The sequence below is a fragment of the Arthrobacter sp. ISL-65 genome, assembly GCF_018613795.1.
Taxonomy (GTDB): Bacteria; Actinomycetota; Actinomycetes; order Actinomycetales; family Micrococcaceae; genus Arthrobacter.
The window spans coordinates 45,129-69,539 of sequence record NZ_JAGGPN010000040.1; the positions used below are offsets into that span (position 1 = coordinate 45,129).

At 66.1% G+C, this 24,411-nt stretch carries 21 protein-coding genes; 7 read left to right on the top strand and 14 right to left on the bottom strand.

The window, feature by feature from the left end; all coding sequences use genetic code 11:
- Positions 1 to 23 precede the first annotated feature (23 nt).
- Entirely contained in the window at positions 24 to 1,475 is a 1,452-nt protein-coding gene (locus J7I85_RS17780; protein WP_214854276.1) for an SDR family NAD(P)-dependent oxidoreductase, read from the bottom strand.
- Between the two features lie 63 nt (positions 1,476 to 1,538).
- The gene (gene glgC, locus J7I85_RS17785; RefSeq protein WP_214854279.1) at positions 1,539 to 2,954 is read right to left on the bottom strand and encodes a glucose-1-phosphate adenylyltransferase; all 1,416 of its coding nucleotides are present in this window, start codon (positions 2,952 to 2,954) and stop codon (positions 1,539 to 1,541) included.
- Positions 2,955 to 3,053: 99 nt separating this feature from the next.
- Here glgC and glgA point away from each other — a divergent pair, with 99 nt between their 5' ends.
- On the top strand, positions 3,054 to 4,250 hold the full coding sequence (glgA, locus tag J7I85_RS17790) for a glycogen synthase (protein ID WP_214854281.1): 1,197 nt from the start codon (positions 3,054 to 3,056) through the stop codon (positions 4,248 to 4,250).
- 136 nt (positions 4,251 to 4,386) lie between these two features.
- Here glgA and J7I85_RS17795 read toward each other — a convergent pair whose 3' ends face one another.
- Positions 4,387 to 6,459, bottom strand: coding sequence for an acyl-CoA dehydrogenase (locus J7I85_RS17795; protein ID WP_214854283.1), 2,073 nt, complete (start codon positions 6,457 to 6,459; stop codon positions 4,387 to 4,389).
- Positions 6,460 to 6,494: 35 nt separating this feature from the next.
- Entirely contained in the window at positions 6,495 to 7,181 is a 687-nt protein-coding gene (locus tag J7I85_RS17800) for a TetR/AcrR family transcriptional regulator (protein ID WP_214854285.1), read from the bottom strand.
- A gap of 61 nt (positions 7,182 to 7,242) precedes the next feature.
- Here J7I85_RS17800 and J7I85_RS17805 point away from each other — a divergent pair, with 61 nt between their 5' ends.
- The 3 genes from J7I85_RS17805 to J7I85_RS17815 are packed head-to-tail and all read left to right on the top strand — an operon-like array spanning position 7,243 to position 10,830.
- The gene (locus J7I85_RS17805) at positions 7,243 to 8,595 is read left to right on the top strand and encodes an acetyl-CoA C-acetyltransferase (protein ID WP_214854287.1); all 1,353 of its coding nucleotides are present in this window, start codon (positions 7,243 to 7,245) and stop codon (positions 8,593 to 8,595) included.
- Positions 8,588 to 9,922, top strand: a complete 1,335-nt coding sequence (locus J7I85_RS17810) for a 3-oxoacyl-ACP reductase (RefSeq protein ID WP_214854289.1) — start codon at positions 8,588 to 8,590, stop codon at positions 9,920 to 9,922. Before J7I85_RS17805 ends, J7I85_RS17810 begins: the two co-directional genes overlap by 8 nt.
- Positions 9,919 to 10,830 (top strand): MaoC/PaaZ C-terminal domain-containing protein, encoded by a 912-nt coding sequence (locus J7I85_RS17815; RefSeq protein WP_214854291.1) that lies wholly within the window; start codon positions 9,919 to 9,921, stop codon positions 10,828 to 10,830. The genes J7I85_RS17810 and J7I85_RS17815 overlap by 4 nt, the downstream gene beginning before the upstream one ends.
- A gap of 42 nt (positions 10,831 to 10,872) precedes the next feature.
- Here J7I85_RS17815 and J7I85_RS17820 read toward each other — a convergent pair whose 3' ends face one another.
- From J7I85_RS17820 to J7I85_RS17835, 4 genes are read right to left on the bottom strand one after another with little or no spacing between them, the layout of a single operon-like run.
- Positions 10,873 to 11,967: an aromatic acid exporter family protein gene (locus tag J7I85_RS17820; protein WP_251024514.1), complete on the bottom strand. Its 1,095-nt coding sequence runs from the start codon at positions 11,965 to 11,967 to the stop codon at positions 10,873 to 10,875.
- 26 nt (positions 11,968 to 11,993) lie between these two features.
- Entirely contained in the window at positions 11,994 to 13,175 is a 1,182-nt protein-coding gene (locus J7I85_RS17825) for a glutathione S-transferase family protein (RefSeq protein ID WP_214854293.1), read from the bottom strand.
- A 9-nt stretch (positions 13,176 to 13,184) separates the two neighbouring features.
- Positions 13,185 to 13,949: a M50 family metallopeptidase gene (locus J7I85_RS17830; protein ID WP_214854295.1), complete on the bottom strand. Its 765-nt coding sequence runs from the start codon at positions 13,947 to 13,949 to the stop codon at positions 13,185 to 13,187.
- A gap of 40 nt (positions 13,950 to 13,989) precedes the next feature.
- Entirely contained in the window at positions 13,990 to 14,148 is a 159-nt protein-coding gene (locus tag J7I85_RS17835; protein WP_214854297.1) for a hypothetical protein, read from the bottom strand.
- Positions 14,149 to 14,340: 192 nt separating this feature from the next.
- Here J7I85_RS17835 and J7I85_RS17840 point away from each other — a divergent pair, with 192 nt between their 5' ends.
- Positions 14,341 to 14,805 carry a GatB/YqeY domain-containing protein gene (locus J7I85_RS17840; RefSeq protein WP_214854299.1) on the top strand — a complete coding sequence of 155 codons (465 nt, stop codon included), beginning with the start codon at positions 14,341 to 14,343 and terminating at the stop codon, positions 14,803 to 14,805.
- 89 nt (positions 14,806 to 14,894) lie between these two features.
- Positions 14,895 to 15,092, top strand: a complete 198-nt coding sequence (locus tag J7I85_RS17845; protein ID WP_214854300.1) for a hypothetical protein — start codon at positions 14,895 to 14,897, stop codon at positions 15,090 to 15,092.
- Between the two features lie 88 nt (positions 15,093 to 15,180).
- On the opposite strand, the gene J7I85_RS17850 is transcribed toward J7I85_RS17845, so the two are convergent.
- From J7I85_RS17850 to J7I85_RS17865, 4 genes are all read right to left on the bottom strand, one after another.
- Positions 15,181 to 16,341 (bottom strand): glycerate kinase, encoded by a 1,161-nt coding sequence (locus tag J7I85_RS17850; protein WP_214854302.1) that lies wholly within the window; start codon positions 16,339 to 16,341, stop codon positions 15,181 to 15,183.
- A complete protein-coding gene (dctA, locus tag J7I85_RS17855; protein WP_214854304.1) occupies positions 16,342 to 17,802 on the bottom strand; it encodes a C4-dicarboxylate transporter DctA in 1,461 nt (486 codons plus the stop codon).
- Between the two features lie 132 nt (positions 17,803 to 17,934).
- Positions 17,935 to 19,032 carry a tartrate dehydrogenase gene (locus J7I85_RS17860; RefSeq protein WP_214854306.1) on the bottom strand — a complete coding sequence of 366 codons (1,098 nt, stop codon included), beginning with the start codon at positions 19,030 to 19,032 and terminating at the stop codon, positions 17,935 to 17,937.
- A 135-nt stretch (positions 19,033 to 19,167) separates the two neighbouring features.
- Complete coding sequence (locus J7I85_RS17865; RefSeq protein WP_214854308.1) at positions 19,168 to 20,085, bottom strand: LysR family transcriptional regulator; 918 nt, start codon at positions 20,083 to 20,085, stop codon at positions 19,168 to 19,170.
- Between the two features lie 233 nt (positions 20,086 to 20,318).
- Here J7I85_RS17865 and J7I85_RS17870 point away from each other — a divergent pair, with 233 nt between their 5' ends.
- Positions 20,319 to 20,774, top strand: coding sequence for an SRPBCC family protein (locus J7I85_RS17870; protein ID WP_214854310.1), 456 nt, complete (start codon positions 20,319 to 20,321; stop codon positions 20,772 to 20,774).
- A gap of 30 nt (positions 20,775 to 20,804) precedes the next feature.
- Here J7I85_RS17870 and J7I85_RS17875 read toward each other — a convergent pair whose 3' ends face one another.
- A complete protein-coding gene (locus J7I85_RS17875; RefSeq protein WP_214854312.1) occupies positions 20,805 to 23,954 on the bottom strand; it encodes an efflux RND transporter permease subunit in 3,150 nt (1,049 codons plus the stop codon).
- Between the two features lies 1 nt (position 23,955).
- Positions 23,956 to 24,411, bottom strand: a complete 456-nt coding sequence (locus J7I85_RS17880; RefSeq protein ID WP_214854314.1) for a hypothetical protein — start codon at positions 24,409 to 24,411, stop codon at positions 23,956 to 23,958.

The following is a 24,411-nucleotide window of genomic DNA, read 5'->3' on the forward strand; positions in this document are numbered from 1 at the left end:
ACGACGGCACCAGCCGCGAGCAGTTACCAGGGGCTGGACTTGTAGTCCTTCAGGAACACCCCGTACTGGTCTTCGCCCTTTTCGCCCATGACGATGGGGTCGTAGACGCGGGCTGCGCCGTCCACCAGGTCAAGGGGCGCGTGGAAGCCTTCCTCCATCAGCCGGACCTTGGTGAAGTGCGGGCGTTCGTCGGTGATCCAGCCGGTATCGACGGCGGTCATGAGGATGCCGTCGGAGTCCAGCATTTCCTGGGCGCTGGTGCGGGTCATCATGTTCAGGGCCGCCTTGGCCATGTTGGTGTGCGGGTGGCCGGGTCCCTTGTACGCCCGGGAGAACTGGCCCTCCATGGCGGACACGTTGACGATGTACTTGCGGTGCGCAGTGGACCGCTTCATGGCATCCCGTAGCCGGCTGACCAAGAGGAAGGGCGCGGTGACGTTGCACAGCTGCACCTCGAGCATCTCCAGCGGGTCCACCTCGTCCACCACCTGCGTCCAGCTGTTGATGGTGGCAAGGTCCGGAACCAGGCCGCCGGCGTCGATGGCCGTTCCGGCCGCGATCCGTTCCAGGGACGCCGAACCGGTGGACAGGGCAAGGGACGTGACGGCGTCGCCGGCCAGGACCGGGTGTTCGGTGACGCTGCTGGCAATCGCGAGCGGGTGCTTGTCGTGCGCATGGCCGAAGGTGACCAGTTCCGGGCCCCCGTTGGCTGGCTCCAGGGCTGCGGGGAGCTGCTCGTCCTCGGCGTCGACGAGGGGCTTGTACGCATTGCCGGAGCGCCGCACCGTCTGGGCCGCGTTGTTGATAATGATGTCCAGCGGTCCCGCGGCATTGAGGTTATCGGTGAGGGCCATGACCTGCGAGGGGTCGCGGAGGTCGATGCCCACGATCTTCAGCCGGTGCAGCCATTCCCCGCTGTCCTCCATGGCCGCGAAACGGCGGGCGGCGTCCTTGGGGAAGCGCGTGGTGATGGTGGTGTGCGCGCCGTCGCGGAGCAAGCGCAGGGCAATGTACATGCCGATTTTGGCGCGGCCGCCGGTCAACAGGGCACGCCGGCCGGTGAGGTCGGTGCGGGCATCGCGCTTGGAGTGGCTGAACGCCGCGCACTCGGGGCACAGCTGGTGGTAGAAGGCGTCCACCTGGGTGTAGTGCTGCTTGCAGATGTAGCAGGGCCGGGACCTGATGAGGTGGCCGGCGACCTCGCCGGTGGCGGACGTCGCGAGTTTATTGCCGCGCGTCTCGTCGTCGATCCGGTCAGGCGCAGCGGTGGCGGTCTGGGCCAGCACCGCGCGGTCCGCTTCCGCGATCAGGTCGCGCTTGGTCACGCGCCGGTGCCGCTTCACGGCCTTGAACATCTTGCCGGTGGCGCGGCGCACCGAGACGTAGTCAGGGTGCTCCTCGTCGTAGACGTGGATGGTATTCAAAACCTTGAGGCAGGCCTGAATCTCTTCAGGCGTCAGATCGGCGGAGCTCATTGACCTGATTTTACAGCCTGTGGAGGGTCAGACCTGCCTCAAGGAAATTGCTTGAACAGGGGATTAGGAACGGACGGCCTGCTGCGCCGGGGAGTTCACACCAGCGGCGGCGGCCTGGACCTTGCCCACGTGCTCGACTGAGCTGCGGATCTCGGGCCAGTTCTCGGTGGCGGCCTTCACAGCGTCCGGAACCAGGTGCAGGTTCGCCGCGGACAGCGCACGCTCGGCGTCGTCCGGTTCCGGCACGGCCTGGTGCTTGGAGAGCACCGTGATACCCGAGTCGGTGACCTTGAAGCCCCGGGCGCGGTCGAGGTCCGGGTCCAGGCCGATGGCCGCTCCTGCGGGAACCTTGACGTTCTTGTCGATGATGGCCCGGCGCACCACGGCGCCCTTGCCGATCTGCACCTTGTCCATGAGCACCGAGTCAATGACGCGGCTGGCGGAGCCGACGTAGACGTCGTTGGACAGCACAGAGCCTTCCACGATGCCGCCGGAGATGACCACGCCGCTGGCCACGATCGAGTCGAGGGCGGTTCCCACGGTGTTGTTCTCGCCACGGACGAACTTGGCCGGCGGGGCGATGCTCTGGCGCGTGTAGATGGGCCATTCGGAGTTGTACAGGTTGAACACCGGAAGCGGCGAGATCAAGTCCATGTGGGCGTCGTAGAAAGAGTCGATGGTCCCCACGTCACGCCAGTACGTCCGGTCCCGTTCGGTGGAGCCGGGAATGTCGTTGAGGGTGAAGTCGTAGACGCCGGCCTGCCCCTGATTGACGAAGTAGGGGATGATGTCCCCGCCCATGTCGTGCTTGGTGTCGAGGCGTTCGGCGTCGACGTGGAGCGCATCCACCAGCGCGTCTGCGTCAAAGACGTAGTTGCCCATCGAGGCCAGGAACTGGGTTGGGTCCGCAGCCAGCCCGGGGGTGGACGACGGCTTCTCCACGAATGCGGCGATCTTCTGGGGGTCTTCCGGGTCCACTTCGATGACACCGAACTGGTCGGCCATGTTCAGGGGCTGGCGTACGGCAGCCACCGTGGCCTTGGCCCCGCTCTTGACATGCTGTTCGACCATCTGGAAGAAGTCCATGCGGTACACGTGGTCCGCGCCCACCACGACGACGATGTCTGGGTTGGCATCGTGGATCAGGTTCAGGGACTGGTAAATGGCGTTGGCGCTGCCCAGGAACCAGCTCTTGCCCACGCGCTGCTGGGCCGGAACGGAGGCGACGTAGTTGCCGAGCTGGGTGGACATCCGCCACGTCTCCGAGATGTGGCGGTCAAGGCTGTGGGACTTGTACTGCGTCAGGACCACGATCTGCAGGTACCGGGAGTTGACGAGGTTGGACAGCGCGAAATCGATAAGTCGATAACTGCCGGCAAACGGCACAGCAGGTTTGGCCCTATCTGCCGTCAGCGGCATGAGTCGGTTTCCCTCGCCTCCGGCGAGGACTATTGCCAGGACTTTCTTCGTTGACGGCATGGTCGCTCCTGTACGCCTTCGTATCTCCCCAAAAAATCCGGTTTGTCCGGACTTTCTTCACACTAGAACAGTTCAACCGTAACGACTACCTTGGGTAACGTGCGAATAGACATTGTGACTAAAGAGTTTCCGCCCGAAATCTATGGCGGCGCGGGCGTCCACGTTGCCGAGCTGAGCCGGGTCCTGGCCAAGCATGTGGACCTTCAGGTGCGCGCCTTTGGCGCACCCCGGGACGCCGACTATCATGGCGCCGCCGTGACCTCCTACTCGGTGCCCGAGGATCTGGGCGCCGCGAATGCTGCCGTGCAGACCCTGGGCGTGGACCTGCGCATCGTCCCGGACGTCGCCGGCGCGGACCTGGTGCATTCGCACACGTGGTACGCCAACATGGCGGGCCACCTGGCATCGCTGCTGCACGGCATCCCGCACGTGCTCAGCGCCCACAGCCTGGAGCCGCTGCGGCCCTGGAAGGCCGAGCAGCTTGGCGGCGGCTACGCCCTGTCCTCGTGGGTGGAAAAGACCGCGTACGAGGCTGCGGCCGCGATCATCGCCGTGTCCGAGGGCATGCGGCAGGACATTCTGCGCAGCTACCCGGACGTTGACCCGGCCAAGGTCAAGGTGGTGCACAACGGCATCGACGTCAGCCTCTGGAACCGCGATGAGAACGACGACATCATCCGCACCCTAGGCATCGACCCCGCCCGCCCCAGTGTGGTGTTTGTGGGCCGCAACACCCGGCAGAAGGGTGTCCCGTACCTGCTGCGGGCCGCCGCCAAGCTCCCTGCGGACGTGCAGCTGGTCCTCTGCCTCGGCGCGGCGGACACGCCGGAACTCGCAGCGGAAACCGCCCGGCTGATCGAGGAGCTGCAGAGCCAGCGCAGCGGCGTGGTGCTGATCGAGCGCATGCTGCCCCGCAATGAGCTGATCCAGGTCCTGAGCCACGCCACCGCTTTCGCCTGCCCTTCCATCTACGAACCGCTCGGCATCGTGAACCTGGAAGCGATGGCCTGCGGCGCCGCCGTGGTGGCCAGTGCAACGGGCGGAATTCCCGAGGTGGTGAACCACGGCGAGACCGGCCTGCTGGTGGAGCTCGAGCAGGTGACCGATGGTACCGGCACGCCGCTGGATCCGGAGAAGTTCGTCAGCGAGTTCGCCGCAGCCCTGACCGAGGTTGTGTCCGACCCGTCCCGCGCACGCGAAATGGGCCAGGCCGGCCGCAAGCGTGCCGAGGAGCACTTCTCCTGGGAGTCGATCACTCAGACCACGCTGGACGTCTACAGTTCGGTCCTCAAATAGCGCCACTTATTACAACGCCGTCGGGCGTTTGAGCTTGTCCGTCGCTGGTTGAGCTTGCCCGTCGCTGGTTGAGCTTGCCCGTCGCTGGTTGAGGTTGTCGAAACCTGCCGTGGTTTCGACAAGCTCAACCAGCGAATCAGCGGAGTGACTTTTCCGGCACGGGCGCCGTTCCGCTGGCGCGCTGAACCCGGTAGTAGTCCCGTGCCTCGTCCTGGCGGACCTTTTCGGAGCCTGTGGCGATGACGGCGCGGAGGTGGGCCGGGCCGTAGCCGAAGGCGTCCACGAGGTCCAGCGCATGCGGGCGCAGCTTGACCAGGAGCCGGTTGATATACCCGCCCACCGTCCGTGCGCGCTGCATCGAGAGCCTGCCGTTCATCAGGTACCACGAGAGGTTGTTCTCGATGAGGGACAGCCCGAAAAGGTCCCGGAGCCAGGTCAGCACGGTCCTGGTTCCCGGGTCGGTGACTTTGCCCAGCGCCTCGGTGAAGGCCTCCCACTGCAGGAGTTCGGCGTGCGCCCGGGCGGCGTCGATAAGCTCGTCCTGGTGCTGGTTGAACAGTGCCGACGCTTCGCGCTGCGGAAGCCGGTTGGCGCCCCTGAGGGCGGCGCCCGCTTCGGCAACCATCGTCTGGACGCGGTCCGTGAGCAATGCGCGCTGGCTTTCCTCGTCGCGGAGGGCAATGGCGGCCTTCTGGACGGAGCCGTTGTCCGCCACGAACTGTGCAACCTGGCGCAGGCCCGTGCGGTGGACGGCGGTACCGGCGGCCTGGTTGACCACGTACCGTGCCAGCACACCGAATGTGGCGCTGCGGAATTCCTTGGCGTAGTCGGCCAGCAGCCGCTTGGCCACGAGCTGCAGCAGGACGGTGTTGTCGCCCTCGAACGTGACGTAGACGTCCAGGTCGGCGCGGAGCGAGGCGAAGCGGTTCTCAATCAGGAACCCGGCACCGCCGCAGGCTTCGCGGCACTCCTGCAGTGTGTCCAGTGCATGCCAGGTGCTCAGCGGCTTCAGCGCCGCGGCCAAAGTTTCCAGGTCCTGGCGGTCCTCGTCCGAATCGTGGGCGCCGGAAAAGACGTCGTCCAGCTTTTCCAGCAGCTGCTCGTGCGCGAAACCCGCGGCGTACGTGGTGGCCAGCCGGGTGAAGAGCCGGCGCTGGTGCCGCTGGTAGTCCAGCAGCACCTCTTCCTCGACGGGGGATGAGGCGTTGAACTGCCGCCGTTCGGTGGCGTAGGTGATGGCCGTCTTCAGAGCCAGCTTGGATGCGGCGACGGCGGCACCGTCGAGGCTCACCCGGCCCTGCACCAGCGTGCCAAGCATGGTAAAGAACCGGCGTCCGGGGCTCGCGATAGGTGAGGTGTAGTTGCCGTCGGCGTCCACGTCGCCGTAGCGGTTAAGCAGGTTGGTGCGGGGGATGCGGACATGGTCGAAGTGCAGACGGCCGTTGTCGATGCCGTTGAGCCCGCCCTTCACGCCGTCGTCCTCGCCGCCAATCCCCGGCAGGAACGCCTTGCTGGCGGGGTCGCGCAGGTCCACGTAGAACGCGTGCACGCCGTGGTTGACGCCGCGCGTCACCAGCTGGGCGAACACAACGGCGCCGAGCCCGTCGATGGCCGCGTTGCCGATGTAGTCCTTCCAGGCGGCACGGAACGGTGTGTGGATCACGAACTCCTGCGCGTCCGGATCATAGGTTGCCGTGGTGGCGATGCTGGCGACGTCTGATCCGTGTCCGGTTTCGGTCATGGCGAAGCAACCCGGGATGTCCAGGTTCATGATGCCAGGCAGCCACTTCTGGTGGTGTTCGGCCGTGCCCAGGTGCATCACGGCCGAGCCGAACAGTCCCCACTGCACACCGGCCTTGATCTGCAGGGACGGGTCGGCGGTGACCAGTTCCTCAAAACCGGCAATGTTGCCACCGTGGTCGTCGGATCCGCCGAGGCTGGTGGGGAACGCCCGGTGGACGCCGCCGTGGTCAACAAGATATTTCAGCTGCCCGAAGGTGCGCAGACGGTGCTCCGTGTGCGTGAGCCCCTCCTTCTTATGGAGTTCTTCATGGGCCGCAAGGCCACGCGCCTGCCGGCGGACGTCGGCCCACCTGCCCAGGAGCAGTTCGCCCAGGGCGGCGACGTCGACGGCGGGCAAAGGGCGTGCCGGCCCGCCGGCTGCTGCATGGGTGGTTGTGCCCGCCGGGCGGTCCGCTACTTCAGTCATGTCGATCCCTTCGTTGGTACTGACAGGTTCCGGTGCTATTGAATGTCCGTGAGTTCCGGCGCGATGCCGACGCACAGCCAGTCGGTGATCTGCCGTGCCATGGTTTCCTGGTCCGGCTTGGCGGGGGAGTCCGGACTGGCCAGCCATTGCTCGCCTGCGTTGCGGACCAGGCCGATGGCGGCATTGGGCCAGTAGCCGATCACGGACTCCTTGCCTTCGCCCAGGTGGGTGCGCATGGGCGTGGCGATCATGTCCGCAATGGCGGCAAAGAAGTGGCCCAGGGCGCCGGCCGTCGTGATCGAGGTGGGACCGCCGTCGGACTCCGCAGCGGAGTACCGGGTCACAAACGTGTAGACGTTAGGACTGGTTTCAGCCATCTGCAGGTAGGCCGAGACCATGGCGAACAAACCCTGCCGCGGCGTCTGCGCGCTTTGGGCCGCCTCCTTGATCCGCTGCTGCATCTGTCCCAGCACCACCTCCCCCACTGCCTGCTGCAGGCCGGCCTTGTCGCCGAAGTACCGGTAGAACACCGACTTCGACGTGCCGGCCGCCGCCGCAATGTCCTCCATGGAGGCGTCACTGCCGAGCGTGTGTACCGCCCGCCGAGCGGCCTTGATCAGTTCCCGCCTGCGTTCTTCGCGGTGCCCCTGCCAGCGCGAGGCGCGGCCATCCACGGGCTCTGAGGGGGAGTCCGGAGACACGGACGGAGGAATCAAGTTCACGATACTCAGCGTATCAGGTACGCTGGGTATCGATAACCAGCCGGATCAAAGGAGATAGCACATGCCCATGGATGGACAGCCTCAAACCGTGCGGAAGGCCGTGGTGGTCGGCGGCAACAGGATCCCGTTCGCCCGGACGGGCGGTGCCTACACCAAGTCGTCCAACCAGGACATGCTCACCGCAGCCCTGGACGGCCTGATCGCCCGCTTCGGCCTGCAGGAGGAACGCATCGGCGAGGTGGCCGCGGGCGCCGTCCTCAAGCACTCCCGGGACTTCAACCTGACGCGCGAAGCAGTCCTGGGCTCTGCGCTGTCGCCGGAAACTCCCGCCTATGACCTCCAGCAGGCCTGCGCCACCGGCCTGGAAACAGTGCTGGGCCTGGCCAACAAGATCAGGCTCGGCCAGCTGGACTCGGCCATCGCGGGCGGCGTGGACTCCGCCTCCGATGCCCCCATTGCCGTCAGCGAAGGCCTCCGCGAGGTGCTGCTGGACCTCAGCCGCGCCAAGACACTCCCGCAGCGGCTTCAGATCCTCGCCCGCCTGCGCCCCAAGGACCTCGCCCCGGACGCGCCAAACACCGGAGAGCCCCGCACCGGACTATCGATGGGTGAGCACCAGGCCCTGACCACAGCCCAGTGGAACATCTCCCGCGAGGCCCAGGACGAGCTTGCCCTCAACAGCCACCGGAACCTCGCGGCCGCCTACGATGCCGGGTTCTTCGACGATCTGCTCACGCCCTACCGCGGGCTCACCCGGGACTCCAACCTCAGGCCGGACACGAGCCCCGAGAAGCTGGCGTCGCTGAAGCCCGTGTTCGGCCGGAACCTGGGCTCGGAAGCCACCATGACGGCCGGAAACTCCACGCCGCTGACGGACGGCGCCTCCACGGTACTGCTCGCCTCGGAGGACTGGGCGGACGGGCACGACCTGCCCAAGCTCGCCACCGTCCTGGACGGCGAGGCAGCCGCCGTGGATTTCGTCCACGGCAAGGACGGGCTGCTGATGGCGCCGGTGTTCGCCGTCCCGCGCCTGCTTGCGCGCAACGGCCTCACCCTGGACGACATCGACTACTTCGAGATCCACGAAGCCTTTGCCGGGACGGTGCTGAGCACGCTGGCCGCTTGGGAGGACGAAAAGTTCGGCCGCGAGCGCCTCGGGCTGGACGGCGCCTTCGGCAAGGTCGACCGGTCCAAGCTGAACGTCAACGGATCGTCGCTGGCCGCCGGGCACCCGTTCGCTGCTACGGGCGGCCGGATCGTGGCCACGCTTGCGAAAATGCTGCATGAAAAGGGCAATGAAGGCGGGCGTCCCGCCCTGGGACTCGTGTCCGTCTGCGCCGCCGGCGGCCAGGGCGTCGTCGCGCTGCTCGAAGCCTACTCGGAAGGAACCACCCCGGGGGAAATCCATGACTGACACCTACGCAAGGCTGGTTAGCCACGGCCTCGGACGCGATCTCGCACGGAAGCTCGGCCTGCCGCAGCCGGCCGAGCTTCGGCGCTACCGGCCCGGCCAGCCGCTGATCGACGGGCCGGTCCTGGTTGGCGGCTCCGGACCCGGTGCAGACGGGATCGCGGCGGCGCTGCTTTCCTGGGGACTGGATGTCCGTCGCCACGCTGTTCCCAAGGAAAAGCTCGGCGGTATCGTGCTGGTCCTCGACGCCGTCGAAGCCCCCGGCGACCTGAAGCAGCCGGTCCTGGCGGCAGCGCCGTCACTTCGCGATCTTGCCCCCGGCGGACGCGTGGTGACTGTCTCGCGGGTGCCAGGCGGAACTCCGGCCACGGCCGCAGCCAGGCAAGGCGTGGGAGGGCTGCTGCGGTCCCTGGCCAAGGAACTGCGCGCGGGCGCCACCGGCAACGGCATCCTCCTGGCTGAGGACATCAGTCCCACCGCCCCGTCAGCCCTGGGCGCGCTGCGTTTCTTCCTCTCCGGCCGGTCAGCGTTCGTGGACGGCCAGTTCGTCCGCGTCAGTTCCGCGGACGGCAGGATGCCCGACGACGCCGATGCACCGCTCGCGGGGAAGGTCGCCGTGGTGACCGGCGCGGCCCGCGGGATCGGCGCGGCCATCGCCCGGACACTGCACCGTGACGGCGCCACCGTTGTGGCGGTGGACGTTCCCGGAGCCGGGGACCACCTGGCGGAGGTCGCCAACGGGATCCGCGGGACCGCGCTGCAGCTGGACATCACGCGCGACGATGCCGGGCAACGAATCATTGACCACGCCGTGCAGCGCCACGGCCGGCTCGACATCATGGTCCACAATGCCGGCATCACCCGGGACAAACTGCTGGTCAACATGGACCAGTCCCGCTGGGGTTCGGTAATTGATGTGAACATCGCCGCCCAGCTGCGCATCAACGAGGCGCTCCTTGCCTCCGAGCACTTCCGTTCCGCGCCGCGCATCGTTTCGGTCGCCTCCACGAGCGGCATTGCCGGCAACCGCGGACAAACCAACTATGCAGCGTCCAAGGGCGGGGTGATGGGCATGGTCCGGGCCACCGCACCGCTGCTGGCGGAATACGGTGGTTCGATCAATGCCGTGGCGCCCGGATTCATCGAGACCGAGATGACCGCGCGGATTCCCTTCGCCACCCGGGAAATTGCCCGGCGGCTGAATTCCCTGCAGCAGGGCGGGCAGCCGGAGGACGTCGCCGAGGCTATTTCCTTCCTCGCGGGCGATTCCGCCGGGGGCATTTCCGGAGAGGTGCTGAGGGTGTGCGGACAAAACCTGGTGGGGGCATGACCGGCGCCCGGCCTCTCATCCTGGGGGAGATGCCGTCCCTCTCCAAGCTGTACGTGAACGCGGCGGCCACGGCGGCCCGCCGCAGGATCCTGGGCTCGCATGCCGCCGCCGTGCTGCCCGCCGTGAGCCACGAAGTCCGGGACGTCCGTCCCGACGTCGAAAACCTTACCGCGTACCAGCACCTGCTGGGTGAAACTGCCAGTGACGTGCTGCCGGCAGGGTTCATCCATGCCCTGGCGTTTCCTGTGGCCATGAGCGTCATGAACCGCGACGACTTCCCGCTGCCCCTGCTGGGGATGATCCATTTGCGGAACGTGATTGAGTACTGCAGGCCGGTCAGGTTCACTGAACCGCTGGACATTGTGGCCAGGGCGGAGACGCTTCGGGCACACCGCGCCGGAACGCAGGTGGACATCGTGGCGGAGGTACGCACTTCCGGTGGCGGCGACATCTGCTGGAGCGGCGTGTCCACCTACCTCGCCAAGGGAGTGTTCCTGCCCGGCATCGACAAGGCCTCGGCAGCAGCCACGCCGCAAGGTTTTTCGGCTCCGGACCCCACGGGACTCTGGCAGCTTGGCGTGGACACCGGCCGCGCCTACGCTGCCGTGTCCGGGGACTTCAACCCGATCCACCTGAGCGTTCTTTCCGCCAAGGCCCTGGGCCTGCGCCGGTCCATCGCCCACGGCATGTACCTGGCGTCGAGGGCGCTGGCGGACGTGGGCGCGGCCAAAGGCGACGCGTTCCGCTGGGAGGTGGGGTTCGAGGCCCCGGTTTTCCTTCCCGCCCGGGTGGCGCTGGACATTTCGACGGCGGAGGCCGGGGACGGCGGCTGGCTGCGGTCCGGCTACGTGGCCTGGAGTCCGAGGTCCGGCCGCAAGCACTTCAGCGGATCGGTGGCGGCGCTGTAGCACGAGGTGTGCTGCGGCGCGGCGGAGGTGCTGCGGCCGGGGCTACCTCCTGTTCGGGTTGGCCACGCGCAGGATGCGGTGCAGGCTCAAGAGGATTGATCCTGCAGCGCTCGGAGTGCCGGCCTCAGTGTCCTCGGAGGCGGTGCGTGCCTCGAGCGAGGCGACCGCCGAGCGGGCTGCCTGGTAGAGCTCGGCCTGCCGGTCGGCGTCGTCCTCCTCCGCAGAACGGAGCACCTCGCCCACAGCCGTCAGCGCCTCCGCAAGGGGTTCGCTGTAGGGGAGCGGGATGATGAAGGGCATGTCTTCGTTCCAGATGACGTCCGCGAGCACTTCGGTCATGTCCTGGATGTGGAAGGTGATCTGCTCCAGTTCACGGACGGTGCGGTAGTCCTTTTCCACGTCACGGGGATGGAACCGCCGGCGGGGATTGGCCTCCCGGCTGGCGTCGGCCTTCTGCACCGCTGCCCGCACGGAGCGGGCTGACTGCGCCAGGTCCTCGGACCTGCGCGACCAGTCCTCATGTTCGGGAGGCCATTTTTCGTGCATGGCCGCCCCCATGTCCTGCAGCTGGCGGGCCAGAGACAGCCTCAGCTCCGCAAGGCTCAGGGCGGCAGCGTTGAAGTGCAGCGGCGGAAACACCAGCAGGTTGACGGCGATGCCGACGGCAACGCCCACACCCATCTGGAGCAGGTAGCCGAATGAGAAATCATCCGGGTTCTGGCCGCCCACCAGCAGCACCAGCAGGGCCGCCGTCGGAATCCAGTCGCGGCCCGCGCCGAGGCGGGGCAGCCCGGCCAACAGGACGCCCAGTGCCATTACAGCGGCCACACTGAGCGGTGTGGCGCCGAAACTGATCAGTACAAACGCCAGGGCGATGCCCGCGCCCAGGCCCACAAGCGTCTGTAAACCCTGGCGCATCGAACCCGACACGTTCTCATACATGGCCACCAATGCGCCGAGCGGGGCGTAGTACGCGTAGTGGGCGGCCGCCCCCGGCATGAGGGGCGCCACCCAAAACGCGATGCCCGCCGCCAGTCCGGCCTTGGCTGCCAGCTGAAGGCGCGGCGCTGCCAGGGCGCGGGCAAAGCTAGTGGCCACCGAGCGCCAGACCCTCCGCGGCAACTTATCACGTGCCATCTCTTCTCCAGCCAAGGCGGCGGGGGCTAGGCGGCACCGTGCCCGGCAGCCACTTCCTCGCCGGCCTTCACCGGTCCCGGCGGAGTCCCCTCGCCGAAGGGGCTTCCTCCCAAGGACTCCCTGCCATGGGCGGCCAGCCACCCGCTCAGGTCCGGGCCCCCGGGGACGATCTGCGTGGGATTGATGTCCTCGTGCACTATGTAGTAATGCTGTTTGATCTGCACGAAGTCGATGGTGTCCCCGAAACCGGGCGTCTGGAACAGGTCCTGGGCATAGGCCCATAGCGCCGGCATTTCGCTGAGCTTGTTCCGGTTGCACTTGAAGTGGCCGTGGTAGACGGCGTCGAAGCGCGCCAGCGTGGTGAAGAGCCGGACGTCCGCCTCGGTGATGGAGTCGCCCACCAGGTATCTCTGGCCGGTGAGTCGTTCCTCGAGCCAGTCCATCGCGTTCCACAGCCGGGTGTAGGCAGCATCGTAGGCTTCCTGCGACCCGGCGAAGCCGCACCTGTAGACACCGTTGTTGACCTCGGTGAAGACGCGCTTGCTGATGCTGTCGATTTCCCCGCGCAGCTGCTCCGGGTACAGCTGCGGCGCACCCGTGCGGTGGAAATCGGTCCATTCCGTGGAGAAGTCCAGCGTGATCTGGGGGTAGTTGTTGGTCACCACCGCACCGCTGGCGATGTCCACCAAAGCAGGAACCGTGATGCCGCGGGGGTAGTCCGGGAAACGGCGGAAGTAGGCTTCCTGCAGCCGCTCGATACCCAGCGCGGGGTCCTTGCCGTCGGCGTCCAGGTCAAAGCTCCAGGACCGCGCATCGTGGGTGGGGCCGGGCTGGCCGAGACTGATGACGTCCTCGAGCCCCAGGAGCCTGCGGACGATGACGGTGCGGTTGGCCCACGGGCATGCCCGCGCGGCAATTAGCCGGTAGCGCCCCGGTTCCACGGGCCAGCCCGGTTCACCGTTCGGCCCGGGCGTGCCGTCCCGAGTGATGCGGTCCTCGATGTAGTTGGTGTCCCGGTTGAATTCGCCGCCGGTGACGTACGCGCCCTTGGTGCTGTGTTGATCGGCATTGTGTTGATCCGCGCCGTCTTCTTCTGTGCTGTGTTGTTCTGTGCTGTGGGGCTCCGCCGCGTGAAGTTCCCGACTGCGCGGTTCCCCTGCGTGGCGTCCCCTGCCGTGTGCTTCGACTGTGCTGGTCTTCTCACTCATGGCTCCAGACTATGTTGCCGCCCCGAAGACCCGCGACATCGGCTGCCAGGCAACCAGCCAGCAGGCCGCCACTACCAGGGAGAACAGGGCGATCCAGACGCCGGAGGGCACTGCAGTGGCGCGGTAGAGGATGTAGGCGTCGGAGGACCGCAACTGGTCGCGGCGGCGGAGGTGGACATTGGTCAGCTTGAGCAGGTCCCGGACGGCAGCAACGAGAAGGGCGACGCCCAGGATGATGGCCACGTGGCCGGTGAACGCGGCGGGCACGTTAATGATCATGGCCGCCACCGCCACCACCGCCCCAAGGAGGATGAGCACGCCGGCGGCATTGCGGATGAAGATCAGCGACGCCAGCAGAATCATCAGTCCTGCAGACATGGCGGCCGGGCCCCAGCCGCTGAAGCCCGCCCATACCAGCGCCGCGCCGGTCAGGCCGGGAACGGGATAGCCCCAGAACCCTGACCACACGGCGGCGGCGCGCCCCCGGGTATAGGACGTGGTGGTGCCGCCGTGATTCAGCTGCAGCCGGATGCCCCCCAGCCGCTGGCCACTGGTCAGGGCAGCAAAGGCGTGTCCCAGTTCATGGGTCACCGTGGCGAGCAGGCCGAAATATCGCCATGTGGCCCGGGGAACAGACAGCACTGCCGCGATGAGCACGACCGCCAGGAGCTCGGTGACGGACACCGCGGGAACGGCGGTCTGGGTGAATCCGGCAGCCACCCGGTCCCACCATTGTTCGGGCAGGGACGGGCCGGGGACTTGCACATAAACCATAGGAATCAAGGCTACAGGGGCAATGCCTTTTGGGCCCTGCTCATAGCCCGGGCAGCGTGGGCGGGTCCTCCATCAGCGATGAGGCGTCGTCAGGGACCACCAGATGCAGCATGCTTTCCACGGGGGCCTCGCCCATCGCGACAAGGAGCTCATTGATTGACATCTGCCCGGCAAGTTCACCGGGATGTTCCTCTTCCATACATAGAACATATGTGCGACTGCTGCAGGCAGCGGCGAAGGACACGCGGCAACACCTGATCCTGGGCGCTACCGGTCCTCTGTAGTGCGGGTCTCTGCGCGGTGCGGGGTCCTGGGGCATGGCTGCGTCCTAGGCGCTACAGGCCAGCGGGTCCACGATTGAGGTACACACCGATCCCGAGAGAAGGAAACCATGGCCACGCTGAAGGAACGGCTGCACGGAGACGTCGTTGCACATCTGAAGGAGCACAACAAGGTGGCCCTGGGCACCGTGCGCAGCGTCCTGGGCGAGATCGAGACCCGGGAGAAGTCCGGCAAGACGCCGGTGGAGCTCGACGACGCGCAGGTGACGGCACTGCTGCAAAAGGAGGCGGCGAAACGGCGCGACACCGCCCGCATCTATACCGAAGCGGGTGAATCGGAGCGGGCCGCCGCGGAAGTCGCCGAAGCAGAGGTTATTGAGGCGTACCTGCCGAAGGCCCTCTCCGCCGCCGAGGTGGAGGGCATCGTCGATGAGGTCATCGAGGGTTTGCGGGCGGAAGGCACGGAACTGTCCGTGCGGCACATGGGCGCAGTGATGAAGCCGGTGACGGCCCGGGTTGCAGGCCGCTTCGACGGCAAGGCCGTAAGCGAGATCGTCCGCCAGCGGCTGACCTGAGCAGGGTTGGGCGGAGCGATCTCCAAGCAATCGACACTGCGCGGCAATGGGAGGACGATAAAAGTACACCAACTGTTAGGAGGTCGGTGATGTGCTATTCATCGTGTGAAGGATGGCGGAATTACAGGAAGGAAGCGGCCAAGGAGGCCGAGGGACGCCCGGAAGCAAGGCCGGCCGAGACCCCCGAACCCCAGGTGCAGGCAGAGGAAAGCAGGATGTGGGCCGACCTCGCCCGGCTGGAGGAAACCGCTGACCGTGCGCCTGACCGCATCCGCGAGAACGCATAGGCACAGCAAAGAAAGGCCCCGCCGTTGCGGGGCCTTTCTTTCTGCTCGCGGCCATTCTTCAGGAGGGCCGATAATGGCAAGGGCTTTGCTACCGGAGTCCCGCTGCTATGTCCTGTCCGATCCGGTGCAGCAGTGCGGCGGACAGCCCGGGGTCCCTGGCGGAGTCCCGGTCCGTGTACTCCGCCAGCGTGTACACCCGGTACAACGACATCTCGGCCCAGCGCTCCCTCGGGAGCAGTGACCTGCCTGCCACCGCGATGATCGGGCGGCCGCCCGAGCGGCGGGCGACGGCGGCAGGAAGCTTGCCGGCCAGGGTCTGTTCGTCGATGCTGCCCTCGCCGGTGATGACGACGTCGCAGCTGTCCTTGCGGGCGTCGAAGTCCAGCAGGTCCAGGAAGTAATCGGCACCTGACACCTGCCTTGCCCCCAGCAGCAGGCAGGCGTAGCCGAGTCCTCCGGCGCTTCCGGCCCCTGCGTGCCCTGCCAGGGCCGCGGCCTGGGGGATGCCTGCCTCTGACAGCTTGCCCACGAAGTGCGCCAGGCCGTCATCGAGGGCCGCAATCTCCGTGGACCCGGCCCCTTTCTGCGGTCCGAAGACTGCAGGAGCGCCCTGGGGTCCGAGCAGCGGGTTGTGGACATCGCTGGCCATGATCAGTTCCGTGCCGGCGAGTTCAGGGAAGTCGGTCCGCTGGATGGAGTGGATCAGGCCCAGGGTCCTGCCGTTGCCGTCCAGCTGCCGCCCGTGGGCGTCGAGGAAGCGGTAGCCCAAGGCCGTGAGCATTCCCATGCCGCCGTCGGTGCTGGCGCTTCCGCCGAGTGGCAGCACGATCCTGGCGGGCTTGAGGCTGAGGGCAAGCAGGACGGCTTCCCCGAAACCTCGGCTGGAGGCGTACAGCGGTTCCAGCTTTCCCTCCGGCAGGAGTGCCAGTCCGCAGGTGTTGGCAACCTCGACCACCGCCGTGTAGCCGTCGAACGCGACAGCCGCCTGGACGGGCTGGCCGATGGGTCCGGCAACAGTGAAGCTGCGGCGCGTGAAGCCGGAGGTGACGGCGGCATCGACGCTACCGTCGCCGCCGTCGGCCAGTGGAAGCACTTCACACTGGACCGCTCCGGCTCTGCCGGACACATCAGCTGCGGAACGGAGCCCCGCGGCCAGGGCATCGGCCACCTCAGCCGCGGTGAGGCTGCCTTTGAACTTGTCAGGTGCGATCAGGGCCCGGACGGGCCTCGGGGCGGTCGCGTTATGCATCTATACGGATTCCGAGTAGGACGGGCTGCGGTCAGGTGCGGTGCCGGCGGTGCGATGCCGGGCATCCCCGTGCTTGGGGTCGTGGTGGCCGTATTCGGTCAGGTCGTCGTCGATGTCGGTCACGTCGTCGTTATGCACGGGATCCTCTGCGGGCATCGGCTCGACAGGTTCACCGGCGAAGACGCGGCGTGCGCGGTCGGCGTCGAGGGTCCTGTCCCACCAGGCGATGAAGAGGGTGGCGACGGCGTTGCCGGTGAAGTTCACGATGGCCCGGCATTCGGACATGAACTTGTCGATGCCGAAGATGAGCATGATGCCGGCGGCCGGGATGGTGCCGATGGTGGTCAGGGTTGCGGTGAGGGCGATGAAGCCGCCGCCGGCGACGCCTGCTGCGCCCTTTGAGGTGAGCAGCATGACGGCGAGCAGGCCAAGCTGCTGCCCGATGGTCAGGTCCGTGTTGGTGGCCTGGGCGATGTAGAGGGCTGCCAGGGAGAGGTAGATGGCGGCGCCGTCGAGGTTGAAGCTGTAGCCGGTGGGCACAACGAGTCCAACGGTTTCCTTCTTCACGCCGGCGTGCTCCAGCTTGCGCATCAGGCCAGGGAGGGCCGGTTCCGCGGTGGAGGTGCCCAGGATGAGCATGTATTCCTCCTTGAGGTGCCGCATCATGGTGAAAATGTTCAGCTTCAGGAACGCCATGACGGAGCCGAGGACCACCACGATGAACAGGATGGACGTGATGTAGAACAGGGCGATCAGGCCGCCCATGCTGGTGAGCGAGGAGACGCCGTACTTGCCCACAGCGAACGCCATGGCACCGAACGCACCGAGCGGGGCGGCTTTCATGATGAAGCCCAGGATCTTGAACATGACACCGGTGAGGCGCTGCACGCCGTCCAGGACGGGGGCGCCCACTTTGCCCATGGCATTAAGGGCGATGCCGAAGACCACGGCGATGAAGATGATCTGCAGGATGTCGCCTTCAACGAAGGGGCCCACGATGCTGTTCGGAATGATGTGGGTGAGGAACTGCCACCATTCCTGGTGCTGCCCGGCGTCGATCAGTTTCGCTGCGGAGTCCGAAGTCTTGATGGTGCTGGCGTCGGCGTTGACCCCGTCACCGAGGCGGAAGATGTTGATGGCCACGAGGCCGAAGATCATGGCGAAGATGGTGCCGAGCTGGAAGTAGGTGAGGGCTTTCAGCCCGGTCATGCCCACCTTCTTCAGGTCCGCGACACTGGCGATGCCGCCAACGATCGTGAGGAACACGATGGGGCCAATGAGCATCTTCATCGAATTCACGAAGGTGGTGCCGATGGGTTCCATGGCGATGCCCGCGGTGGGGGCGAGCCAGCCAACGAGGATGCCGATGAGAATGGCGGTCAGTACCCAGAAGTACAGCTGCTTGTACCAGCGGGTTTTGCGGGCCGGCGTCGCACTGCCGGCTGTGGTGATGTGGTCCATGATTCCTACCTCATTGTGGAATGTCGCTGGAGTGGTGCTGAAAGATTTGGGGAAGTACTTCCGCTTACGACGGCGGCTGGCGGGCCGCCGTCGTAAGCGTCTGCAGGCAGGCGTTACGTGTGCAGCGGCAGGTTAGACGGCCGCGAGGGTTTTGGTCAGTGCCTTGATGATGGCCTCGGTGACGTCCTCGGTGTTGGCTTCGCCGCCAATGTCGCGGGTCAGGTAGCCTGCACCGGTGGTCTGCTCGATGGCGGCCTCGACCAGGCGGGCTTCCTCATGCAGGCCGAAGTGGTCCAGCATCAGGGCGGCGCTGGCGATGGCGCCGATCGGGTTGCTGATGCCCTTGCCGGCGATGTCCGGAGCGGAACCGTGCACCGGTTCGAACATGGACGGGAAGCGGCGCTCCGGGTTCAGGTTGGCGCTGGCGGCCAGGCCCAGGCTGCCGGCCAGTGCCGAGCCCAGGTCCGAGAGGATGTCCGCGTTTAGGTTGGAGGCGACAACCACGGAGAGGTCCTCCGGCTTGAGGATGAACTTGGCGCTCATCGCGTCCACCAGCACGCTTTCGGTCTGTACGTCCGGGTAGTCCAGGGCGACGCGGTTGAAGACTTCGTCCCAGAGGACCATGCCGTACTGCTGCGCGTTGGACTTGGTGACCGAGGAGACCTTCTTCACGGTGCGGGTCCGGGCGAGGTCGAAGGCGAAGCGCATAATGCGCTCGCAGCCCTTCTCGGTGAACAGTGCGGTTTGCAGTGCCACCTCGTTGCCGGGTCCGCGGCCGCTCAAGTTGCGGCCGCCGAGGCCCGCGTACTCGCCTTCGCTGTTCTCGCGGACAACGATCCAGTCGAGTTCGGTGTCGTCGGCCTTGCGGAGCGGGGACTGGACGCCCGGCAGGAACTTCACGGGGCGGATGTTGGCCCACTGGTCGAAGTTCTGCGTGATGTTCAGGCGCAGGCCCCAGAGGCTGATGTGGTCCGGGACGTTTTCCCAGCCGACGGCGCCGAAGTAGATGGCGTCGAAGTCCTTGAGGGTCTCCAGGCCGTCATCAGCCATCATCTTGCCGGTCTCTGCGTAGTAGCCGCAGCCCCAGGGGAACTCGGTCCAGTCAAAGGCGAACTTGCCGGCGGAGTTCTCTGCCAGCGCGTCAAGGACCCGTTTGCCTGCAGAAACAACTTCCTTGCCCACGCCGTCTGCGGGGATCGCTGCGATCTTGAAAGTCTGGTTGGCGCTCATGTGCCTGTCTCCTCGTTGAGTGTGTTGCAGTGTTTTCCTGTTAGCGGAGTCACACTGTTTTCTTCCTCTTCAAGTAGACGGCCCGGCGGCTTTGCGCGTCCAAGACTTAGTTTCGATACGGCAGATAGGTTCTGCCTATCGCTCCAGCGACTGGTCGGCGTCTGGCTCCTTCACCACGTGCAGCTCAGCAACCTTCAGGAACGCGCGGGCAGCGGGCGTCAGGCCGTCCTTCCGGCTCAGGATGGCCACGTCCAGGTGGGAAACGGGTTCGATCTGCAGGGTGCGCAGTCCGGCCTTGTGCGCCGTCGGCGCCCAGGACGATGGCATGACGGCGTGTCCGACACCCGCCAGCACCAGGGGCAGGATGGAGGTCCGGTGCGCGACTTCGACGACGATTTCGGCTTTGACGCCATGGGCAAGGGCGTCGTCCACGAGCCAGCGCATCAGTGATCCGCGCTGGCTGGCGATCAGCCGGTGCCCGTCCAGGTCCTCCCGCTGGATGGTGGTCCCGGCGGAGAACGTGTCCGCGTGGGGGTTGACGATGAGGATGAGCGGCTGGCGTTCCAGGTCCAGGACGTTGACTCCCGGGACTCGGATGGGACTGGAGGAGCCGGCCAAGCCGATTTCGGTGCTGCCGCTGCGGACAGACTCGACGACCTCCTCCGGAGTGAAGGCGGCGCTGACGTTGAGGCGGACCTCCGGGTGCAGCCTGGTGAACTCAGCGGTCATGGATGTCAGCGGCTCGATGCCGGGGGAGGGCATGGTGATGATGTCCAAACGGCCGCTCCGCAGGCCGCGGAGTGCCTGCACGGCGGACTGGGCTGCGTCCAGATCCCGCATCACCAGCCGGGCGGGGCCCACTAGTTCCTTTCCGGCCTCGCTGAGGACGGCCCGGCGCCCGATGCGGTGGAACAGCGGCACGCCCAGGTCCTTCTCCAGGCTGGCGATGGTCTGGGACAGGGACGGCTGTGCGATGAGCAGGTGTTCTGCCGCGCGGTTGAATCCGTCATGGTCAACCACCGCCAGGAAATACTTCAGCTTCCGGGTGTCCACGCCAGCTCCTTTCGCGGTCCGGTCTGCTGTTTGGCCCGGACCTGGCCCTGCCCCTTCGGGGTAAAGGCCGCCGAGGCTCTGATAGCTTACGCCTATCAGCGGCCGCGGGACGTGATCCGAACGCCCGCCGCAGTCGAAAGCAGTCTTCACGATCTCAGAGCCCGCCTGGTTCGCCTGGCTGACCTTTAGCTGCGCGTCCGGGGCGCCGGTGAAACTGCTGCCATACTCTGAGCATGGCCGTAACTTTCGAATGCACCTCACGGACAACCCTCGGGATGACCGAGCTGTTTGACCTCTCCCGGAGCATCGACGCCCACAAGGACTCGATGGCCCGTTCCCGGGAAGAAGCCGTTGGAGGCGTCACGTCGGGGCTTATCGCCTTGGGGCAGGAGGTGACCTGGCGCGCCTGGCACTTCGGGCTGCCGATACGGATGACTAGCCGGATTACCGAGATGCAGGCACCCCACTACTTCGTTGATGAACAGGTCCGGGGTCCATTTCTGCGCTTTCGCCACGTCCACGAATTCAGTGAAGTCCCGGCCGGCACCGTCATGGTGGACCGGATCGACTTCGCGGCGCCGTTCGGGCTCCTGGGCCGCCTGGCGGAGAAATTCCTCCTGGCGCGCTATCTCCGCAAGCTCATTGAGACGCGCAACCTGCACCTGACCGCCGGAGCACGGGCTGAGTGATGCTCCGGCGGTCAAGGGCAAGCAGTCCGCCTACTGAACGGCAAGCTCCTGTCCTGCAAGCTCCTGTTCTGCCGCCTTCCGGGATTTCCTCGACTGAGCGAACCGCAGGTAGAGCGACGGCACAATAAACAGGTTGAGCAGCGTGGAGGTCAGGAGTCCGCCGAGGATGACCACGGCCATCGGGTATTCGATCTCATGGCCGGGCACATCCCCCATGATGACCAGTGGCACCAGGGCAAGTCCGGTGGCAAGGGTGGTCATGAGGATCGGGGAAAGCCGTTCACCGGCACCCCGCAGCACGAGCGAGCCGCTGAACGGAACCCCCTCGGTCCTTTCCAGATGCTGGCAATGGCTGATGAGCAGGATGCCGTTCCGGGCCGCGATCCCCATGACCGTGAGGAACCCCACGAGCGAACCCAGCGACAGGACGCCGCCGGTGAAGTACGCGGCCAGGACCCCTCCCACGAGCGCGATGGGCAGCGTCAGGAGGGCCAGGACGGCCAGCCGCCAGCTGCGGAAGGACGCCTGGAGGAGGACGAGGATCAAAATCAGCGCCGCAACAGCGAAAATCGTGAGTCGATCGGTGGCTGCCTGCCGCTCCGTGTATTCGCCCAATAGCTGGACGCTGTAGCCGGCGGGCAGGTTGAGGGACTCCAGGCGGTCCTGCAGCTGTGTGACAACGTGGCCGAGGTCCGCCCCGGGGTCGATAAAGGATCCCACTTCGACCCTGCGGGAACCGTTCGTGCGGTCGATGAGGTTCGGGGTGGCCTGCACGTTGACGGCGGCGACGTCGGCGAGGCGCACACGCTTCCCGCTTGGCGTATCGATGGGCAGGTCCTGGATGGTGGTGACGTTTGCCCGGGTTTCCGGTGTGCTCCAGACCTGGACGTCGTAGGCCCTGCCGTCCCGGAAGACGTCGCCCACCTCTTCCCCGGCCACGAGCGTCGCAGCGGCGCGCCGCACGTCCCCGGGCTTGAGGCCGTACTTCTCCGCCGCGGCCAGGTTCACCGTAACCGTGATCTGCGGGACGTCGACTTCCAGGGAAATGTGGGGATCGTCGGTCCCGTTTATCTCGCTGAGGATTTGCTTGACCCTCTGGGCCTGCTCGCGCAACACTTCAAGGTCGTCGCCGTAAACCCGGACGAGGATGGGTTCGCTGGCACCCGTCAGGACCTCTTCGATCCGTTCCTTCAGATACGTCTGCACATCGCGATGAAGGCCCGGGTACCCGTCCACGACTTCCTGGACGGCTGCGACTGTCTCCTCATAGTTGGCGTGGCGGTCGATGCTGATCCAGTGTTCACCGGCATTGACGCCAACTATCTCGTCTGCCTGGAAGGCCTGGCCGATATGCGTTCCGCAGTTAAGGACGCCGGGCACCTTGAGGAACGCCGCGCAGCCCCGCTGGGCGATGCGGTATTCCTCCGCCGCCGATGTGCCGGGTTCCGACACCCAGTGCATCAGGAAGTCGCGTTCCTTGAACGTGGGAAACAAGGACTGCCCAAGCAGCGGGGCGATCGCCAGACCAACCAGCGCGAGAGCCCCGAACCCGGCGTAGCCATATCGCGGCCGGTTCATGATGCGGGACAGCACCGCGTGGTACCCACGCTTGAGCACCCGGACCAGCGGCGGGTCGAGTTGCTCCAGCTTTGCCCTGGCCAACAGGATGAGGGCAAGTGCCGGCGTCACGGTCAGGGCCACGAGCATCGATGCCAGGACGGCCAGCGTGTAGGACACGGCGAGCGGCCTGAAGAACACTCCCGTCAGCCCGTCCAGGAAGAAAATGGGAAGGGCAGCCACCACGATGATCAGGGTGGCGTAGACGATGGGGCTCCGCATTTCCAGGGAGGCCTTCAGCACCACAGAGGCCGTCGATTCGCCGCCGCCGCGGCTGCGGTGCTGCCGCAAGCGGCGCATGATGTTTTCGACGTCGATGATAGCGTCGTCGACGACGACCCCCACCGCAATGACCAGCCCGGCCAGGATCATCGTGTTGACCGATCCACCGGTTAAGTACAGCACCATGATGGCGGTGAGGAGGGATAGCGGAATGGCGATCAGGCTGATGAGTGCTGTCCGCCACTGGAACAGGAACGCGCTGAGGATCATGACCACCAGCAGGCAGCCCAGGAGGAGGGCGAGGCTGAGGTTGGAGATGGCCTCCTCGATGAAGCTGGCCGGGCGGAAGATGGTGGTGTCGAAGGTGATGCCGCTCATGCCTGGCTGAAGTTGGTGAAGGGCTTCCTCAACGCCCTTGGTCACCTCGAGCGTGTTGCCCCAGGGAAGCTTCTCAACAATAAGCATCAGTCCATGGCCGTTGTTGATGACTGCATCACCGATCAGCGGCTGATGGTCCTCGACCACCCGCGCCACGTCGCCCAGATGCAGTGCGGTGCCGTGGTCTTCGCGGATGGTCACACGGGCCAGGTCCGCAGGGCTGGTGATGGGCTGTACGTGGCGGATGCTCATCTGCTGGTTCGGGCTGCCGACGAACCCGCCGGTGCCGATGAATTTTCCGGGGGAGTACTGGAGCAGGCCTGCGTCCACAGCCCCGGCCGTTACTTCCATGACCTGGTTGAGCGAAACATTCTTGGCTTTGAGCTGCTCCGGCTGAACCTGGACCTGCAGCATCTGGAGCCTCTCGCCCCAGATGGCGACGTTGGCCACGCCGGGGACCCGCAAGAGTCGGGCCCGGATGGTCCAGTACGAAAGCATCGACATCTCGATCATGGACCGGTTGGACGACGTCATGCCGATTTTCATGACGCGGCTGGTCGAGGACAGCGGCTGCAGCATCACCGGGGGAGCGGCCCACGTGGGCAGGGCCGCAGTCACGGCGGCCATCCGTTCGGATACCTGCTGCCGGGCATTGAGCAGGTCCGTGCCCTGCTTGAAGATCAGGACGATCGAGGACAGCTGGGGCACTGATTTTGACCTCAGCTCATCCAGCCCCGGCATTCCGGAGAGGGACGCCTCGATCGGCACAGAGACGAGTTCCTCCACCTCCTGGGCCGTGAGCCCCAGGCACGCAGTCTGGACCTCGACCCGCGGGGGCGCGAACTCCGGGAAAACATCCAAAGATGCCCTACTGAGCTGGACGGATCCCAGCAGCATCACCACGCAGGCGAGGGCAACAACGATCGTCCTGAACCTGAGGCTGATTCCTACTATCCACCGCATGTCAGCTCGCCACATCCAGCTCAGCGCCGAACAGCTCTGCGGCCCCCACGGTCACCACAGTCGTGCCCGTGGCCGGTCCGTCGCTCAGCGTGGCCTGTTCGCCGTCGATCCGCACCACCGTGATGGACTGGCGGACGAAGACCCGCGGGCCGGCAATCGTGTAGACCCAGGTTTTTCCTTCGCTGTCGTAGAGGACCGCCAGGTAGGGGACGGTGAGTTTCCCGCTCTTGGCATCCAGTTTCGTCGCCGACGTCTGGAGGCCGAGGTTCCCGACGGCGTGTTCGTTCAGTGTGATGCGCTTCAGGTCGGTCCCGGGTACCTCTTCAAGGCTCGCGGCAGCGTCGCCGGCGGCCGGAGCCTCCGTCGCGTGCTGGCTGCAGGCCGGCAATGCCGGTGCGAGGAGACCCAGGACAATAAGAACCATCAGGCGGCGCATCCGCGGCGAGGTTGTTTTCAT

Bases quoted from the DNA above. Each gene is read 5' to 3' on its own strand.
- J7I85_RS17840 (WP_214854299.1), top strand. From the start codon at position 14,341: ATGGCCACGCTGAAGGAACGGCTGCACGGAGACGTCGTTGCACATCTG.
- J7I85_RS17850 (WP_214854302.1), bottom strand. From the start codon at position 16,341: ATGCATAACGCGACCGCCCCGAGGCCCGTCCGGGCCCTGATCGCACCT.
- J7I85_RS17830 (WP_214854295.1), bottom strand. From the start codon at position 13,949: ATGGTTTATGTGCAAGTCCCCGGCCCGTCCCTGCCCGAACAATGGTGG.
- J7I85_RS17805 (WP_214854287.1), top strand. From the start codon at position 7,243: ATGCCCATGGATGGACAGCCTCAAACCGTGCGGAAGGCCGTGGTGGTC.
- J7I85_RS17875 (WP_214854312.1), bottom strand. From the start codon at position 23,954: ATGCGGTGGATAGTAGGAATCAGCCTCAGGTTCAGGACGATCGTTGTT.
- J7I85_RS17880 (WP_214854314.1), bottom strand. From the start codon at position 24,411: ATGAAAACAACCTCGCCGCGGATGCGCCGCCTGATGGTTCTTATTGTC.
- J7I85_RS17845 (WP_214854300.1), top strand. From the start codon at position 14,895: ATGTGCTATTCATCGTGTGAAGGATGGCGGAATTACAGGAAGGAAGCG.
- J7I85_RS17870 (WP_214854310.1), top strand. From the start codon at position 20,319: ATGGCCGTAACTTTCGAATGCACCTCACGGACAACCCTCGGGATGACC.
- J7I85_RS17835 (WP_214854297.1), bottom strand. From the start codon at position 14,148: ATGGAAGAGGAACATCCCGGTGAACTTGCCGGGCAGATGTCAATCAAT.
- J7I85_RS17825 (WP_214854293.1), bottom strand. From the start codon at position 13,175: ATGAGTGAGAAGACCAGCACAGTCGAAGCACACGGCAGGGGACGCCAC.
- J7I85_RS17795 (WP_214854283.1), bottom strand. From the start codon at position 6,459: ATGACTGAAGTAGCGGACCGCCCGGCGGGCACAACCACCCATGCAGCA.
- J7I85_RS17820 (WP_251024514.1), bottom strand. From the start codon at position 11,967: ATGGCACGTGATAAGTTGCCGCGGAGGGTCTGGCGCTCGGTGGCCACT.
- J7I85_RS17815 (WP_214854291.1), top strand. From the start codon at position 9,919: ATGACCGGCGCCCGGCCTCTCATCCTGGGGGAGATGCCGTCCCTCTCC.
- glgC (WP_214854279.1), bottom strand. From the start codon at position 2,954: ATGCCGTCAACGAAGAAAGTCCTGGCAATAGTCCTCGCCGGAGGCGAG.
- J7I85_RS17860 (WP_214854306.1), bottom strand. From the start codon at position 19,032: ATGAGCGCCAACCAGACTTTCAAGATCGCAGCGATCCCCGCAGACGGC.
- dctA (WP_214854304.1), bottom strand. From the start codon at position 17,802: ATGGACCACATCACCACAGCCGGCAGTGCGACGCCGGCCCGCAAAACC.
- J7I85_RS17780 (WP_214854276.1), bottom strand. From the start codon at position 1,475: ATGAGCTCCGCCGATCTGACGCCTGAAGAGATTCAGGCCTGCCTCAAG.
- J7I85_RS17810 (WP_214854289.1), top strand. From the start codon at position 8,588: ATGACTGACACCTACGCAAGGCTGGTTAGCCACGGCCTCGGACGCGAT.